15 protein-coding genes and 1 pseudogene are annotated in these 14,792 nt (G+C 62.6%); 8 read left to right on the forward strand and 8 right to left on the reverse strand.

Annotation, left to right across the window (positions count from 1 at the left end):
- Nucleotides 1-47: 47 nt before the first annotated feature.
- Complete coding sequence (gene mltB / locus ACIPHN_RS08510) at nucleotides 48-1,193, reverse strand: lytic murein transglycosylase B (RefSeq protein WP_400435181.1); 1,146 nt, start codon at nucleotides 1,191-1,193, stop codon at nucleotides 48-50.
- Between the two features lie 238 nt (nucleotides 1,194-1,431).
- On the opposite strand from mltB, the gene ACIPHN_RS08515 reads away from it, so the two are divergent.
- Nucleotides 1,432-2,373, forward strand: a complete 942-nt coding sequence (locus tag ACIPHN_RS08515; protein ID WP_400435183.1) for a histone deacetylase family protein — start codon at nucleotides 1,432-1,434, stop codon at nucleotides 2,371-2,373.
- A gap of 26 nt (nucleotides 2,374-2,399) precedes the next feature.
- On the opposite strand, the gene ACIPHN_RS08520 is transcribed toward ACIPHN_RS08515, so the two are convergent.
- Nucleotides 2,400-3,275, reverse strand: a complete 876-nt coding sequence (locus tag ACIPHN_RS08520) for a LysR family transcriptional regulator (RefSeq protein WP_400435185.1) — start codon at nucleotides 3,273-3,275, stop codon at nucleotides 2,400-2,402.
- Nucleotides 3,276-3,448: 173 nt separating this feature from the next.
- Here ACIPHN_RS08520 and ACIPHN_RS08525 point away from each other — a divergent pair, with 173 nt between their 5' ends.
- Nucleotides 3,449-4,885, forward strand: a complete 1,437-nt coding sequence (locus ACIPHN_RS08525) for an MFS transporter (protein ID WP_400435187.1) — start codon at nucleotides 3,449-3,451, stop codon at nucleotides 4,883-4,885.
- Between the two features lie 129 nt (nucleotides 4,886-5,014).
- The gene (gene ylqF, locus ACIPHN_RS08530; protein WP_400435189.1) at nucleotides 5,015-5,977 is read left to right on the forward strand and encodes a ribosome biogenesis GTPase YlqF; all 963 of its coding nucleotides are present in this window, start codon (nucleotides 5,015-5,017) and stop codon (nucleotides 5,975-5,977) included.
- Between the two features lie 108 nt (nucleotides 5,978-6,085).
- Here the strand turns inward: ylqF and ACIPHN_RS08535 are convergent, their stop codons facing one another.
- The 3 genes from ACIPHN_RS08535 to ACIPHN_RS08545 all read right to left on the reverse strand — a co-directional run bounded on the left by ACIPHN_RS08535 (nucleotide 6,086) and on the right by ACIPHN_RS08545 (nucleotide 8,657).
- Entirely contained in the window at nucleotides 6,086-6,883 is a 798-nt protein-coding gene (locus ACIPHN_RS08535; RefSeq protein WP_400435191.1) for a MetQ/NlpA family ABC transporter substrate-binding protein, read from the reverse strand.
- Nucleotides 6,884-6,976: 93 nt separating this feature from the next.
- Complete coding sequence (locus ACIPHN_RS08540; protein ID WP_198981848.1) at nucleotides 6,977-7,630, reverse strand: methionine ABC transporter permease; 654 nt, start codon at nucleotides 7,628-7,630, stop codon at nucleotides 6,977-6,979.
- The gene (locus ACIPHN_RS08545; protein WP_400435193.1) at nucleotides 7,620-8,657 is read right to left on the reverse strand and encodes a methionine ABC transporter ATP-binding protein; all 1,038 of its coding nucleotides are present in this window, start codon (nucleotides 8,655-8,657) and stop codon (nucleotides 7,620-7,622) included. The genes ACIPHN_RS08540 and ACIPHN_RS08545 overlap by 11 nt, the downstream gene beginning before the upstream one ends.
- A gap of 535 nt (nucleotides 8,658-9,192) precedes the next feature.
- Here ACIPHN_RS08545 and ACIPHN_RS08550 point away from each other — a divergent pair.
- The 4 genes from ACIPHN_RS08550 to ACIPHN_RS08565 all read left to right on the forward strand — a co-directional run bounded on the left by ACIPHN_RS08550 (nucleotide 9,193) and on the right by ACIPHN_RS08565 (nucleotide 11,858).
- A complete protein-coding gene (locus ACIPHN_RS08550; RefSeq protein WP_400435195.1) occupies nucleotides 9,193-9,582 on the forward strand; it encodes a DUF4148 domain-containing protein in 390 nt (129 codons plus the stop codon).
- Between the two features lie 85 nt (nucleotides 9,583-9,667).
- A complete protein-coding gene (locus ACIPHN_RS08555; protein ID WP_400435197.1) occupies nucleotides 9,668-9,913 on the forward strand; it encodes a type II toxin-antitoxin system Phd/YefM family antitoxin in 246 nt (81 codons plus the stop codon).
- A complete protein-coding gene (locus ACIPHN_RS08560; RefSeq protein ID WP_400435199.1) occupies nucleotides 9,910-10,164 on the forward strand; it encodes a type II toxin-antitoxin system YoeB family toxin in 255 nt (84 codons plus the stop codon). The genes ACIPHN_RS08555 and ACIPHN_RS08560 overlap by 4 nt, the downstream gene beginning before the upstream one ends.
- Before the next feature lie 500 nt (nucleotides 10,165-10,664).
- Nucleotides 10,665-11,858: a porin gene (locus tag ACIPHN_RS08565; RefSeq protein ID WP_400435201.1), complete on the forward strand. Its 1,194-nt coding sequence runs from the start codon at nucleotides 10,665-10,667 to the stop codon at nucleotides 11,856-11,858.
- Between the two features lie 235 nt (nucleotides 11,859-12,093).
- Here ACIPHN_RS08565 and ACIPHN_RS08570 read toward each other — a convergent pair whose 3' ends face one another.
- On the reverse strand, nucleotides 12,094-13,254 hold the full coding sequence (locus ACIPHN_RS08570; protein WP_400435203.1) for a porin: 1,161 nt from the start codon (nucleotides 13,252-13,254) through the stop codon (nucleotides 12,094-12,096).
- 101 nt (nucleotides 13,255-13,355) lie between these two features.
- Here ACIPHN_RS08570 and ACIPHN_RS08575 point away from each other — a divergent pair, with 101 nt between their 5' ends.
- Nucleotides 13,356-13,784, forward strand: coding sequence for a hypothetical protein (locus ACIPHN_RS08575; RefSeq protein ID WP_400435205.1), 429 nt, complete (start codon nucleotides 13,356-13,358; stop codon nucleotides 13,782-13,784).
- Here the strand turns inward: ACIPHN_RS08575 and ACIPHN_RS08580 are convergent.
- A complete protein-coding gene (locus ACIPHN_RS08580) occupies nucleotides 13,745-13,984 on the reverse strand; it encodes a type II toxin-antitoxin system Phd/YefM family antitoxin (protein ID WP_400435219.1) in 240 nt (79 codons plus the stop codon). The genes ACIPHN_RS08575 and ACIPHN_RS08580 overlap by 40 nt on opposite strands.
- A 301-nt stretch (nucleotides 13,985-14,285) precedes the next feature.
- Nucleotides 14,286-14,792 (reverse strand): annotated as a pseudogene (locus ACIPHN_RS08585) (TCP-1/cpn60 chaperonin family protein); the annotation flags it as partial.

Raw genomic sequence — 14,792 nt, forward strand, 5'->3', positions numbered from 1 at the left:
CCCGTCCCGGAGGCCGGGCAGCAGTCTCGGCGCGCAGTGTTCAGTGTTCAGCGACTACGCGCCGAGGCCACCGCGCGGCCCAGTTCGGCCACCGACATCGCATAGAAGTAGCTGCGATTGTACTGGGTGATGGCGTAGAAGTTGTTGGTGGCGATCCAGTACTCGGTGGGGCCGGTGCCGTTCTGCAGGTCCACCAGGCCGAAGCGCATCCCCTCCGGCAGGGCCGGCACCGTGATGCCGGCGGCGCGCAGCTGCTCCTCGGTGTACTTGGCTTCCAGGCCCTGGTTGAGCATGCCTTCCCACTGGCGGTTATCGGCCGAGACCGTGACCGGGAAGGCCACCGGTTCGCCGCGCTGCCAGCCGTGCACAGCCAGGTAATGGGCGACGCTGCCGATGGCGTCCACCGGCGAATTGCGCAGGTCGATCTTGCCGTCGCCGTCGAAGTCCACCGCGTATTCGCGGATGCTGCCGGGCATGAATTGCGGCCAGCCGATGGCGCCCGCATAGGAGCCGCGCAGGGACAGCGGATCGATGCCGGCCTCGCGTGCCAGCAGCAGGGTGTTTTCCAGCTCACCACGGAAGAAGGCCGTGCGCGCTTCGCGGTTGGGCGTGTCGGGGTAGTCGAAGGCCAGCGTGGTGATGGCGTCCATGGTGCGGAAGTTGCCGGTGTTGCGACCGTAGACGGTTTCCACGCCGATGATGCCCACGATGATCTCCATGGGCACGCCATATTGCGCCTCCGCCCGCGCCAGGGCCACGCCATAGGTGTTCCAGAACTCCACGCCGGCATTGATGCGGACCGGCTCGACGAAGCGCGCCCGGTAGGCCGCCCAGTTCTTGGGCTTGTTGCTGGGCGCGGGCTTGATCAGCTGGATGGCGGTATCGAGATAACGGGTCTGGGCGAACAGCGCATTGAGATCGCTGCGGCTGAACTGGTTGCGCTCGACCATCTCGTCGATGAAGCGGCCCACATCCTTCCAGTCGTTGAAATGGACGAACTCGCCCTGGTCTTCCGGCGCCACCTTCTTCTTGGGCTGGGCCTTCTTGCTGGTCTTCTTGGCGCTCGCCTTACTCTTGGCAGGCTTGTTCTGGCTGGTCGTGTCAGCGGCGTGCAGGGCCGGCGGCAGGGCGCACAGACCGACGAAGAGCAGGGTGGAGGACAGGACAGTCAGGCGGGGCAGGGTGATGGGCATGAGTGGCGGAGCTGTGGTGGCGGAGCGGCGAAACCATCTGTTACGGTCTGGCCGCGGGGCAAGACAAGTCCGGGAGTATACCGTATCGCGCCGCCTGCCCCGCCGTGGTGCATGCCGGGTCGGCGCGGCGGTATCACGAGGTACACGATAGGCGACAGCGGATGTACACTAGCCTGAAGAGACAATCCGGGCCGGCGCACCAGCTTGCCTGACAGCAACGATAGCAACAAGAGCAATAATGACCACCGCCATCTATACGCACGCCGATTGCCAGCGCCATGAAATGGGGGACTGGCACCCCGAATCACCGATCCGCCTGCAGGCCATCGAGGATCAACTCATCACCAGCCGCATCGACCAGTTCCTTGACCGGCGCGAGGCGCCGCTGGCCGATCCGGCCGAGCTGGAGCGGGTCCACGCCCCGACGGCGGTGGATTACGTGCGCGAGCACAGCCACTCCCTGAGCCTGTCCGGCGAGCGTTACCACGCCATCGATGGCGACACCCTGCTCAACAAGCACAGCTGGAAGGCCGCCCTGCGTGCCGCCGGCGCGGCCGTGGCCGCCACCGATGCGGTGCTGGCCGGCGAACTCGACAATGCCTTCTGCGCCGTGCGTCCGCCCGGCCACCATGCCACGCCCGGCAAGGCCATGGGCTTTTGCCTGTTCAATAACGTCGCCGTGGCCGCGCGCCATGCGATCGACGTGCATGGACTGGAACGGGTGGCCGTGATTGATTTTGATGTCCATCACGGCAACGGCACCGAGGACATCTTCGCCCACGATCCGCGGGTGCTGATGGTGAGTTTCTTCCAGCATCCCTTCTACCCGTTCTCAGGCGATGGTCCCACCGAGTCGCATATCGTCAATGTACCGGTGCCGGCCTATTCCGATGGCAGCGCGGTGCGCCAGGTGGTGACCGAGAAATGGCTGCCGGCCTTGCACGCGCACCAGCCACAGATGATCTTCATCTCGGCCGGTTTCGATGCCCACCGCGAGGACGACATGGGCCAGATGGGCTTGGTGGAAGCCGACTATGCCTGGATGACGCGGCAGATCATGAAGATCGCCGACCAGTATGCCCAGGGGCGCATCGTCAGCTGCCTGGAAGGCGGCTACAACCTGTCGGCGCTGGCGCGCAGCGTGGTGGCGCATCTGAAGGTGCTGGCCGACCTCGAATAGGCGTGCAAGCGGCGCTCGGGGAGCGCTCAGGCCGCCTCGTAGGCGGCGATGATGGCATCGGCCACCGCCCGCACGCGCGCCGTGCGGTTCAGGTCGCTGTGCAATACCAGCCACATGTCGTACGGGGTTTCCCGCTGCGGCCACACGCGCACCAGCCCGGCGGCCTTTTCCCCCGCATCGCCCACATGGGTGGGCAATTCGCCCAGGCCGAAGCCGGCCTGCAGGGCATCGAACATCACCAGCCCGGTACTGACTTCCATGGCTATCCTGGCGTTGGCGATCGACTCGCCGCAGACCTGCTCGGCCTTCTGCGCCGAGACGCTGCGCGGATAGATCACCACATCATGCCCCTTGAGCCCGGTGCCGGGCTCGGGCAGGCCGCGCTTCTTCACGTACGACTTCGAGGCATAGATGGCCGTATGCAGGCGCTTGAGGTGGCGCGCGATCAGGTCCGGCGCGTCCGGGCGCACGGTACGTACGGCGATGTCGGCTTCGCGCTTGGTCAGGTTGGTGATCTGGGTCGAGGTGGAGAGGATCACCCGGATCTCGGGATGCTGTTCACGCAGGCGTTGCAGCGCCGGTAACAGGAAATGACGCGCCGTCAAATCGGTGGCGGCCAGGCGCACCACGCCGCACAGGCGCTCATCGATACCCTGCATCTGGCGCTGCAACTGCTCGGCGCCTTGCTCCATCTGGGTCGCCGCCGCCGCGGCCAGCTCGCCGGCCGGGGTCGGCACGTAACCGCTGGGGGTACGCAGGAACAGGCGCGCAGCCAGTGACTGCTCCAGCGCTGCCAGGCGCCGGCCGACCGTGGCCTGGTCGATCTCCAGCTTTTCGGCAGCGCCGCGCAGCGTGCCGGCGCGGTGGATGGCCAGGAAGATGCGGGCATTGTCCCAATCCATGATGGACTCCTGATGGTTTTTGATGATGCAGATTTGCATCAGACTGCCGATTTTATACCTCTTTATTGCATCACCGGGGAGGCCTGGAATCCACCCTCATCGTGGCCTGCACCGGAGATCCCGGCGACAGGCCTGCCGGCCTCCCGGCTTCATCCTGCAGAAAGAACCGTTCCATGTCCTCCTCCTCCTGCCCCGCTGCGCCGGCCTGTGGCGCCACTACGCCGGTTACCACGCCGGCTAGCGCCCACCGTGGCGGCCTGCTGCCGCTGGTCGCGCTGGCCATCGGTTTCGTCATGGCCATGCTCGACGTCACCGTGGTCAATGTCGGCCTCTCCAACATCGCCGCCAGCCTCGATACGCCCCTGTCCACGCTGGTCTGGATCGTCGATGGCTATACGCTGACCTTTGCCGCCATGCTCATGGTCGGCGGTGCATTGGCCGACCGTTTCGGCGCGCGCCGCCTCTATCTCACCGGCCTGTTCCTGTTCGTGCTGGCCTCGCTCCTGTGCGGGGCGGCTCCCAATGGCCCCTTCCTGGTGGCGGCGCGGCTGCTGCAGGGACTGGGCGCGGCCTTCTTCATGCCCAGTTCGCTGAGCCTGCTGACCCATGTCTATGAAGACGATCGCGTGCGCGCCCGCATGCTGGGCGTGTGGTCGGCCACCGTGGGCCTGGCGGCGGCGGTCGGACCGCTGGTGGGCGGCGTGCTGATCCACTGGATGGGCTGGCGCAGCGTGTTCCTCATCAACGTGCCGGTCGGCCTGGTCGGCCTGCTGATGGCGCGCAGGATGATCCCGCAGGTGGCCGGCCATGCCCGCGCGCTGAACCTCTCCAGCCACCTGGCCGGGGTGGTGATGCTGGCGGGCCTGTCCTTCGTGTTGATCCAGGGGCCGGTGTATGGCTGGACCTCGGCGCGCATCCTGGTCGGCCTGCTGGTGACCCTGTTGGCGGGGGCCGCGCTGGTGCGCCATGAGTGGCGCGGGGTGGCACCGCTGCTGCCCAAGGCCTTGTTTGCCACGCCACAGTTCGCGGCAGCCAATGGCATCGGCTTCCTGATCAACTTCGGGGTCTATGGCAACCTGTTCTACCTGGCGCTGTTCCTGCAACAGGGACGCGGAGCCGATGCCCTGCAGACCGGGCTGCAACTGGTGCCGATGATGGCGGTGATCTTCATCGGCAATCTCAGCTCGGGCCGCATGGCCGCTCACTGGGGGCCGCGTGTGCCGATGCTGCTGGGGCTGTCGGTGGGGGCGGTCTTTACCGCCGTGGCCACCAGTTTCAGGCCGGAGACGCCTTACTGGCTGGTGGCACTGGTCTGTGCCGCCGCCAACCTGGGCATCAGCACTGCCATCCCCGCCATGACCACGGTGGTCATGCAGGTGGCCGGCAAGGCCCATGCCAACAGCGCCGCCGCCGCGCTCAACGCCAATCGCCAGATCGGCGCACTGGTGGGCGTGGCCCTGATGGGGGCGATCCTGCATAGCGTCAGCGGATGGAGCCTGCGCAATCCGCTGGCCTTCGGCATCATGGCGGCCGGCTATGCGCTGGCGCTGTGGCTGGTGTGGCGCTTTGTGGGTGTTGTCGAAAAGCAATTGATGGGGAGCCGCGCCTGAGCCGATTGTTGTTCGGCGTCCATGCGGCTGGCTTCGCGATGGACCTCGTGGGCGGTTTTGTTAGGGTTTGAGCGGCCGGGGCCGTAAAATAGCGCCTTCAACGAAATACGCATCAGAAAGAAGCCCCGCATGTCCATCCAATGGTTCCCTGGCCACATGAACTCCGCCCGCCGCAAGGCCGCGGAGAGCATGGAAAAAGTCGATATGGTCATCGAAGTGGTCGATGCCCGCCTGCCGCAGGCCAGTTGCAATCCCATGATCGAGCAGCTGCGCAATGCGCGCCAGCGCCCTTGCCTGAAGATCCTCAACAAGACCGACATGGCCGACCCGGTCGCCACCCAGGCCTGGATCGACTACTACAACAGCCAGAAGGGCGTGACCGCCGTGGCGCTGTCGTGCAAGAAGCCCTCTGACGTGGCACGCGTGCCCAAGCTGGCCATCCAGGTGGCGCCGCATCGCGGCACGGCCCTGAAGCCTCTGCGCATGATGATCATGGGCATCCCCAACGTGGGCAAGTCCACGCTGATGAATGCGCTGCTGAAAAAGCGCGTGGCGGCGGTGGGCGACGAGCCGGCCGTGACCAAGACCCAGCAGCGCCTCTACCTGGGCAACAACATGGTGCTCACCGATACCCCGGGGATGCTGTGGCCCAAGATCGAGCATCCCAGCGACGGCCTGATGCTGGCGGCCAGCCACGCCGTGGGCAGCAATGCGCTGATCGAAGAAGAGGTTGCCACCTTCCTGGCCGACCTGCTGCTGCAGCGTTATCCGCAGCTGCTCAAGGCGCGCTACGGCTTCAATACCGAAGGCATGGATGGCGTGGCCGTGGTTGAAGGCGTGGCCGCCAAGCGTGGCTTCCGTCTCAAGGGCGGCGACTTCGATTTCGAGAAGGCCGCGCACACCTTCCTGCAGGATTACCGCAGCGGCGCACTGGGCCGTATCTCGCTGGAGACGCCGGCCTCGCGCGCGGAGCTGCTGGCGACCTATCGTTCTACCGACAATCCCGATGCCTTGCCGGCCGAGGATGAGGAAGACGACGAGGAGGACTACGACTGGCGCAATGCGCCGGATCACCGGGAGCGCAAGGACTGAGTCCCGCGATCTAAATCATATTGATGATTTGTCGATCCGTAAAAGCAAAAAGGCCAGCTCGATGAGCTGGCCTTTTCGTTTGCTGCGAGGAGGGTGCAGGAGTGCGGTTTACCAGGAGGTGATCACGGAACCCTTGTACTTTTCCAGCACGAACTTCTTCACTTCCGGGCTGTGGTAAGCCTTGACCAGCTTGGCCACCCAGGGCTTGTCCTTGTCGGCGGCGCGGATGGCGATCACGTTGGCGTAGGGGCCGGTAGAGGCTTCCACGGCGATGGCATCCTTGGTCGGCGACAGGCCAGCCGATTCGGCGAAGTTGCCGTTGATGACGGCGGCGTCGAAGTCATCCAGCGAACGCGGCAGCTGGGCAGCATCCAGTTCGACGATCTTGACCTTCTTGGGGTTCTCGACGATATCCAGCGGCGTTGCCTTCAGGCCGGCGTCAGCCTTGAGCTTGATCACGCCCTTGGCTTGCAGCACCAGCAGCGCGCGGCCGCCGTTGGTCGGGTCGTTGGGCACGCCGATGCGCGAGCCTGCCTTCAGGTCGTTGAGCGACTTGATCTTCTTGGAGTACACGCCCATCGGGAAGGTGATGGTGGTGCCCACGCTGATGAACTTGTAGCCGCGATCCTTGATCTGGGCGTCCAGGTAGGGCTGGTGCTGGTAGGAGTTGGCATCCAGGTCGCCAGCCGACAGGGCGGCGTTGGGCTGGATGTAGTCGGTGAACTCGATGATCTTCATCTGCACGCCGTCCTTGTCGAGCAGCTTCTTGACCTGTTCCATGATCTCGGCGTGGGGACCCGCGGTCACACCCATCTTGATCTGGTCTTCCGCGAATGCGGGCGCGGACACCAGGCCGGCTGCCAGGCCCAGGCCTGCGATGAATTGAATCAACTGACGACGCTTCATGACTTTCCTTTCAAGCTTTTGAGATGCGCGGCGGGTAGCCGCGCTGTTTTATCGTTGTGAGCGATGTTGTCGCTGCCGATGGGCGCAATGCTGTCAGCGATGGCTCAGCTTGCGCACCAGCAGGTCTCCCAGGGACTGCACCAACTGGACGAAAACGATCAGGATCAGCACCACGGCCAGCATCACTTCCGGCAGGAAGCGCTGGTAGCCGTAGCGGATGCCCAGGTCACCCAGGCCGCCGCCGCCGATCGCACCGGCCATGGCCGAGTAGCCGACCAGGCTGACGAAGGTGATCGTGAGACCGGCGACGATACCAGCAAATGCCTCTGGCACCAAGACCTTGTAGATGATTTGCCAGGTGGTGGCGCCCATGGCTTGCGCGGCTTCGACCAGGCCGTGGTCGACTTCACGCAGGGCGGTCTCGACCAGGCGGGCGATGAAGGGCGCCGCCGCGATGGTCAGCGGCACGATGGCCGCAGCCGTGCCGATGGAGGTCCCCACGAAGAAGCGGGTCATCGGGATCACGGCCACCAGCAGGATGATGAAGGGCGTCGAGCGCACCGCGTTGACCAGCAGGCCGGCGATGCGGTTGAAGGCCACGTTGGGCAGCACGCCATCGCGTTCGGTGATGTGCAGGGCGATACCCAGCGGAATGCCCAGCACGGAGCCGACCAGGCCCGAGATGACCACCATCATCAGCGTCTCACCAAAGGAGCTGACGAACAGATCGATCAGTTCAGATGACATGGTTGAGCTCCTCGACGACGACGCCCTGCTCGCGCAGGTAATGCATGGCTTGGTTGATATTGTCCTGGGTACCGTTGGCGAGGATCGCCAGCGAGCCGAAGGCCTGGCCCTGGATCTCGTCGATCTGGCCGTGCAGGATGTTGAAATTCAGGTTGAAGCGGCGTACAGCTTCCGACAGGTGCGGCTGGTCCACGTCGTTGCCGGTGAAGGCGAAGCGGAACAGGTGGTCGGTGCCCTGGCCGGCATCGGCACGGGCCAGGCGCTCGCGCAGGCGCGCCAGCACGCCCTTGGGCAGTTCATGGGCGATGACGTCGCCGATCAGCGCGCGGGTGACTTCGTGACGCGGCTGGCGGAACACCTCCAGCACCTCGCCCTGTTCGATCACCTGGCCGGCTTCCATCACGGCCACGCGGTCGCAGATGTCCTTGATGACTTCCATCTGGTGGGTGATCAGGACGATGGTCAGGCCCAGTTCCTTGTTGATCTTGCGCAGCAGTTCCAGGATGGAGCGGGTGGTTTCCGGATCCAGCGCGGAGGTGGCTTCGTCCGAGAGCAGTACCTTGGGGTCATTGGCCAGTGCGCGGGCGATGCCCACGCGTTGCTTCTGGCCGCCGGAGATCTGCGCCGGGAAACGGTTGCGCAGCGCGGTCAGGCCGACCAGCTCCAGCAGCGGCTCGACCTTGGAGGCGATTTCCGCCTTGCTCTTGCCGGCCAGTTCCAGGGGCAGCGCGATGTTGTCATAGACGCTGCGCGAGGAGAGCAGGTTGAAGTGCTGGAAGATCATGCCGATGCCGCGACGCGCTTCGCGCAGCTGGGCGGCCGACAGTGCGGTCAGGTCCTGGCCATCCAGCAGGATGCGCCCGGAGGTGGGGCGGTTCAACAGGTTCAGGGTGCGCACCAGCGTGCTCTTGCCTGCGCCGCTGCGGCCGATGATGCCGAAGATCTCGCCTTTGCGGATCGACAGATCGACGTTGCGCACCGCTTCGACATCGCCGAAGCGCTGGGTGACAGCTTGTATTTCGATCATGATGGGAAGAGAAATGGCAGCGGTTCCCGGGTCAGGTACTGCCAGCAACGGCATGTGCGAGACGCCGCGGGCGAGAACAAAACCTCAGGTCTCCACTGCCATCGATATTTTTATAAGAAGCCGCTATTTTAAGGCTGTCCAGTTATATAGGGAAAATAATTTTTCGCCTATGCATATAACGGCAGCGTCTTATCAAATCGCTGCCAGCCTGTGTGCAGGCGGGTTTGCGGCAATTGACCCGACTCGCCCAAGGGGCTTCCTGCAGGGTGGGAGCTGACGCTCTCATCGTGCCGGCCCGGCTTGATGATGGACTTGCATGAGCGGCAATATTGCAAATCATTAATGACGCAGGAAATGCGAGTTCCTGTTGTCAATGGCTTAATTATTCCAGTTTTCGAAACTATCACTTTCCTTGGATGCTGTTTTTCTGCTTTCCCAACGGGGCTAAAGTTCGTCCGTGGTCAGGAAGATGATCCGTCCTCCCCGACTCCACAAGACCAAGATCATTCAGTACGAACCCGTTAGAAAGCACATCATGAAACCCCGTCATCTCCTCATCGCCCTCGCACTGGCCGCCACAAGTGGCCTCGTGATGGCCGATTCCGCCTATGCCCAGACCAGCGCCGCCCAGGGCAAGACCCGCGCGCAGGTCATCGAAGAACTCAAGCAGGCGCGTGCCGCCGGCCAGGTCGACGTCAGCGACGCCAACTATCCCGTGCTGCCGACCTTCGTCTCCACCAAGAGCCGCGCCCAGGTCATCGAAGAACTGAAGGCAGCCACTGCCGCTGGCCAGGTCTACGTCAACGACGCCAACTATCCGGCACTGCCAGCCTTCGTCTCCAGCAAGAGCCGCGCCCAGGTGCAGGCCGAACTGGTCGAGTACGAGAAGAACCCGGATCCCCAGGGTCTGCATCGCGGCTATTGAGCCGCCAGCCAGCCGGCCTGCCGCGACCGGCTGAACTGCGCGCCATGCATCACGCTACAAGATAACAAGATCACAAGAGGAATCCATGTACTCCTTCAACGCCACGGAACTGTCCGCGCGCCTGCCTGAAATGCTGGAGCTGGCCGACATCGACGAAATCGTGCTGACCCGGGAAGAAGGCGAGAACCTGGTCATCGTCAAGGAATCGGTCTGGCGCGGCATCCAGGAGATCGCCCACCTGTTCGCCACCGACGTCAATGCCAGCCGGCTGCTGACCAGTCTGCAACAGTTGCGCAGCGAGTTCCTGTCGCAAGCGGAGGTGGAAGGATGAAGCTGCTCATGACCCGCATGGCCCAGGAAGACTTTGCCTTCTGGCGCCGCAAGGACAGCCAGCTGGCGTGGCGCATCACCCGCCTGCTGCGCCGCCTGCGCGACGACGAACAGTTGCCGCCGCAGCAGGTATCGGCTCTGCCGCTGCGCCTGCAAGGCCTGTCGGCGGTGCGTATCGATACCGAGCACCGCCTGGTGATCGAGCGCCTGCGCGACTGCATCGTCGTGCATCAGTGCCGCTTCCACTATTGATCTGAGGATCTGATCCCCCCTAGCTGGCAAGCTTTGTGACCAGCCTTTGGCGGCGCTAAGCGGCCTCGTTGCCGCTGGCGTCGCATGCCCGGAGTCGGTGTTCATGTGAGAGGGCTCCTCGCAAAGGCTTGTCCGTCTGCAGTCCGGGTTGCGTCTCCTTGCGCCCCGGAATTGTGGACTTTGGGCCGACCGCGTCCGGAAATAGGCACCCCGGTTTGTTGCATTTATGCATCAAACCAATGGGTTGCCTGCTTCCAGGAATCGCGAGTCGGCCCTTTTTTTATTCACTTTTCCACACCCCAATGTGTTGGATAAAAGATACATAAATTGTGAATAAAAATAGAAAAGCAAAAATTGAATTGTTTGAAAAAACAAATATTGATTTAATAAATTAAGACTTCTTGATGTTTCTTTCTGGAAGCTTGGGTGGTCCGAGCGCCTGGCAGGGCAGTCGGACGATCAACAATCAAATAGCAATTCAATAACCTTTGGAGTTCCTCATGAGAAAGTCCCTCCTGGCACTGGCCGTACTCGGCGCCTTCGCAAGCGCGGCCCAGGCGCAAAGCTCGGTCACCATCTACGGCATCATCGACGCCAGCCTGTCCTACAACAGCAAGGTTGCTACCACCGGTACCGGCAATGGCAACCGCATGGGTGTCGATTCGGGTGCCATCAATGGTTCGCGTATCGGCTTCAAGGGTAGCGAAGACCTGGGTGGTGGTCTGAAGGCCCTGTTCAACCTGGAAAACGGCTTCACCGTGGACAACGGTGCGGCAGCCCAGGGTGGCACGCTGTGGGGCCGTACCTCCACCGTGGGCCTGTCAGGCAACTTCGGTGCAGTGCTGCTGGGTCGCCAGAAGGACTTCACCGACGATATCGCCGCCTTCACCTCGGTCAAGGATTTCGGTGGCATGGTCAGCCAGGTGCACGCACGTGACCTGGACCGCACCAACGGCGAACGCGTGAACAACTCGATCCGCTACAACACCCCCAACATCAACGGCTTCTACGGCAGCGCCATCTATGGCTTCGGCGAACAGGCCGGCCAGAACAGCGCAGGTCAATCCTTCGGCCTGGGCGGCGCCTATTCCAACGGTCCGTTCAACGTCGGCCTGGCCTACTTCCAGGCCAAGAAGGCAGTCGCCAGCGCCACCTCCAGCGACGTCAACTCCAGCAACGCCACCACTTGCACCAACGCCACCGGTTCCGCGGGCGACACTTGCCTGAAGACCTGGACCCTGGCCACTTCCTACCAGTTCGGCCCGGCCAAGGTGTACGGTTCGTGGTCGCGCGTGAAGCTGCCGATGGCCACCGCCGGCTCGGCTTCCTCGTTCTCGGCAGCGTCGGCCGCCAGCTACGCGGCTGACAGCACCGGTCAATACCTGGTGGGCGGCGTGAACAATGAGAAGAACGACATCTTCGACATCGGCGTGAACTATGGCCTGACCCCGGCCCTGTCGCTGGTGGGCAGCGTGCAATACACCCGCGCCAACTTCGTCAACGCGTCCAATGGCCGCCTGATCCAGCTGAACCTGGGTACCAAGTACGCCCTGTCCAAGCGCACCAGCCTGTACGCGATCTACCGCAACCTGCGCGCTTCCGACACCTACAGCCCGGGCGTGACCAGCGGCCAGGCACCTGGTTCGGACAGCAGCCAGAACGCCTTCAACGCCGGCATCATCCACACCTTCTAAGCGGCTGGCAAGCGCTTCAGGGGCGGCCCGTGTCACCACCTGCGGTGGCTTGGGCCGAGGTAGTTGCCTTGTGGTCGTGGCAGTCGACGCTTGTCAGCGGGGCGGACTTGCCTTGGGGCTTGCTCCCCGGGGTCTCCCTGTCAGGCTTCATCTCTCACAAAGAAAAAAACCCGCATCCTTGAAGGATGCGGGCCAAACATTCCGGCCCGACAGGGGCCGGATGCAGTGCTCGCGATCAGAAGCTGTGGATCACGCCAGCGCTGACCGCGGTCTGGCTGCGATCAATGCCCGGGACGCGGTCCTTGGCCAGGCCGACGTTGTACATGTCGGCAGAGCGCAGATGCGTCACGACGGTATAGGCAGTGGTGCGCTTGGACAGATCGTACTTCGCGCCCAGACTGAATTGCGTCAGGCGGCCATCATCCTTCTTCACGAACTTGGCACGCGTGAACTGCACGCTACCGATCAGGGACACTGCCGGTGCCAGGCTGTATTTCGCGCCCAGGTCCCAGGTGGATGTGGATTCATTGTTGAAGCCGCCGATGACGTAATTGCTTCCGGGCTCAAAACCATAGCTGTTCGGTTTTAACAGGGTCGGATTGAATTTCCCGTCTCTCGCCAGCGGTAGCTTCACGCTGGAATATGCACCATAGACCTTGACCGGGCCGAACTGGTAGGCAGTCGCCAGGGTCCAGGTCCTCAGGCAGACGTCGCCATTCTTGTTTTTGGTGACGTCATTTCCATTGCAGGCAGCCGCACCATTGACGTCGCTGGCAGTCTTGGCATCTCCCATCTTGCTCTGGAAGTAACCCAGGCCGATGTTCAACGGGCCGTTGGCATACATGCCGCCCAGGCCAAAGGATTGGCCCGAACCGCCGTTGCCGGCTTCTTCACCGAAACCATAGATGACGCTACCCGTGAAGCCGTGCAGGTCGGGCGTGTTATAGCGGATGGAGTTGTTGACGCGCTCGCCGTTGGTACGATCCAGGTTCAGCGAGTGGACGCGGCTGACCACGCCGCCGAAGTCGCCAGCAGAGGTGATGCTGCCGATATCGTCCAGTACGTCCTTTTGACGGCCGGCCAGCACCGTACCGAAGTTGCCCGCCAGGCCGACAGTGCTCTGGCGGCCCCACATCACGCCCTTCTGGCCAGCTTCGCCGGTATCGAGATTGAAGCCGTTCTCGATGGTGAACAAGGCCTTCAGGCCGCCGCCCAGATCTTCTACCCCTTTCACACCCAGGCGTGAGCCTTTGAGCAGGCCCGAATCCAGGGCCACCAGGCTGCCGGTCTTCTGGCCGGAGGTGATGATCTTGTTGGTGTAGGACAGGCTTGCATCGACCGCACCATAGATCGTGACCGAACTTTGCGCGTGGGCCGAGGCGGTGAAGACACTCAATACAGCCAGCGCCAAAATGCTTTTTTTTTCATAGAAAACTCCGAAGTGGTTTATTTAGTGCTGCGTGGCGGAAGCGCGACAGAACGCTCCATAACCTCAAGATGAATCAAGAAGTTGTTGCCAATCTAAACCAGCTTTGGTTTTCTAAAATACAGTTAATTTGCCTTGTGCTCGCATTTGAGAATATTCCGACGTGTTATTGCAACGACTGGAAATGCTCGAAAAGACAGCTTTTAATAGTGAAATCTGCATTGATGCACCACGATGCAGCCAGCAAGTCGCTCCACGACCAGGTAATGTTCCGCATCCAGGCGAAGGGCATACAAGGCGGCTACTCGCAAAGGCAGGCGAGAAATACGTTGGGGAGGAATGGGAAGGTCGTCGCGCAGACGGTGCAGAAGGCGCAGCAGCTGTCGGGCTCTGGCCCGTTCGCGCTGACGCCAGTAGGAGAGATCCTCCCGCGCCAGAACGCTGAGATGCACCTCGGTCATCAGCGCGCCGACTGGCCGAGAAGATCGGCCCGTACCTGAAGCAGGCTACGCAGCAAACGGTCGCTGTTGATGTCGGTACCGAGCAGATGAATGGTGTCCTGCATGGCGCGCCATACGGACTCACGTACCAGGACCAGGGACTCGCCCTGATCACGCGTCAGGATGACTTCATCGATGTCGGCCAGCTCAAGGATGGCATCGAGTTGACCGGATAGTTGACTTGCAGATAAGGAATACATGTTCAAGTCTCTCGCTCTCACCTGGATCGAGGCGTGGGATCCCCGAAACTTCAGGAACGATAAGACATGCGGGATGCATCCTTTCTGATTTAAAAAACGAATGCTGAATTGGAAAAATAATTCGACTTGTATCTCGTTCAAAATCGAAAGATCGGGGTTTGCGGCATGGGAGGGCCGCCTGTGTCACAGGCATCGGCGCAAAAACAACGGCCGCCGCAGGACAACAAAAAACCCGCATCGTCGCCGATGCGGGTTTTTTTAGCGTTGGCCATGCAGGGCATGGCCAGCAGCCGGAGGGCAATTACATCATGCCGTCCATGCCACCCATACCGCCCATGCCACCCATGCCGCCAGGCATGCCGGCCGGCTTGTCGTCAGCCACTTCGGCCACCAGTGCGTCGGTGGTCAGGATCAGGCTGGCAACGGAAGCCGCGTTTTGCAGGGCCGAACGGGTCACCTTGGCCGGATCCAGCACGCCCAGTTCCACCAGGTCACCGTAGGTGCCGTTGGAGGCGTTGTAGCCGAAGTTGCCCGAACCTTCCAGGACCTTGTTCACCACCACCGACGGCTCGTCGCCGGCGTTGAAGACGATCTGGCGCAGCGGTTCTTCGATGGCGCGCAGCACGATCTTGATACCGGCTTCCTGGTCGGCGTTGTCGCCCTTCAGGTCCTTGACGTTGGCGCGAGCGCGCAGCAGGGCCACGCCACCGCCAGGCACGACGCCTTCTTCAACCGCAGCGCGGGTAGCGTGCAGGGCGTCTTCGACGCGGGCCAACTTTTCCTACATTACTACTTCGGTGGCAGCGCA

This window comes from Herbaspirillum sp. NPDC087042 (assembly GCF_044745245.1).
Lineage (GTDB): Bacteria > Pseudomonadota > Gammaproteobacteria > Burkholderiales > Burkholderiaceae_D > Herbaspirillum.

Excerpts from the sequence above, each read along its gene's own strand:
- ACIPHN_RS08520 (WP_400435185.1), bottom strand. The coding sequence starts at position 3,275 with ATGGATTGGGACAATGCCCGCATCTTCCTGGCCATCCACCGCGCCGGC.
- ACIPHN_RS08565 (WP_400435201.1), top strand. The coding sequence starts at position 10,665 with ATGAGAAAGTCCCTCCTGGCACTGGCCGTACTCGGCGCCTTCGCAAGC.
- ACIPHN_RS08580 (WP_400435219.1), bottom strand. The coding sequence starts at position 13,984 with ATGTATTCCTTATCTGCAAGTCAACTATCCGGTCAACTCGATGCCATC.
- ACIPHN_RS08575 (WP_400435205.1), top strand. The coding sequence starts at position 13,356 with ATGAATCAAGAAGTTGTTGCCAATCTAAACCAGCTTTGGTTTTCTAAA.
- ylqF (WP_400435189.1), top strand. The coding sequence starts at position 5,015 with ATGTCCATCCAATGGTTCCCTGGCCACATGAACTCCGCCCGCCGCAAG.
- ACIPHN_RS08525 (WP_400435187.1), top strand. The coding sequence starts at position 3,449 with ATGTCCTCCTCCTCCTGCCCCGCTGCGCCGGCCTGTGGCGCCACTACG.
- mltB (WP_400435181.1), bottom strand. The coding sequence starts at position 1,193 with ATGCCCATCACCCTGCCCCGCCTGACTGTCCTGTCCTCCACCCTGCTC.
- ACIPHN_RS08550 (WP_400435195.1), top strand. The coding sequence starts at position 9,193 with ATGAAACCCCGTCATCTCCTCATCGCCCTCGCACTGGCCGCCACAAGT.
- ACIPHN_RS08535 (WP_400435191.1), bottom strand. The coding sequence starts at position 6,883 with ATGAAGCGTCGTCAGTTGATTCAATTCATCGCAGGCCTGGGCCTGGCA.
- ACIPHN_RS08545 (WP_400435193.1), bottom strand. The coding sequence starts at position 8,657 with ATGATCGAAATACAAGCTGTCACCCAGCGCTTCGGCGATGTCGAAGCG.
- ACIPHN_RS08515 (WP_400435183.1), top strand. The coding sequence starts at position 1,432 with ATGACCACCGCCATCTATACGCACGCCGATTGCCAGCGCCATGAAATG.
- ACIPHN_RS08555 (WP_400435197.1), top strand. The coding sequence starts at position 9,668 with ATGTACTCCTTCAACGCCACGGAACTGTCCGCGCGCCTGCCTGAAATG.
- ACIPHN_RS08560 (WP_400435199.1), top strand. The coding sequence starts at position 9,910 with ATGAAGCTGCTCATGACCCGCATGGCCCAGGAAGACTTTGCCTTCTGG.
- ACIPHN_RS08540 (WP_198981848.1), bottom strand. The coding sequence starts at position 7,630 with ATGTCATCTGAACTGATCGATCTGTTCGTCAGCTCCTTTGGTGAGACG.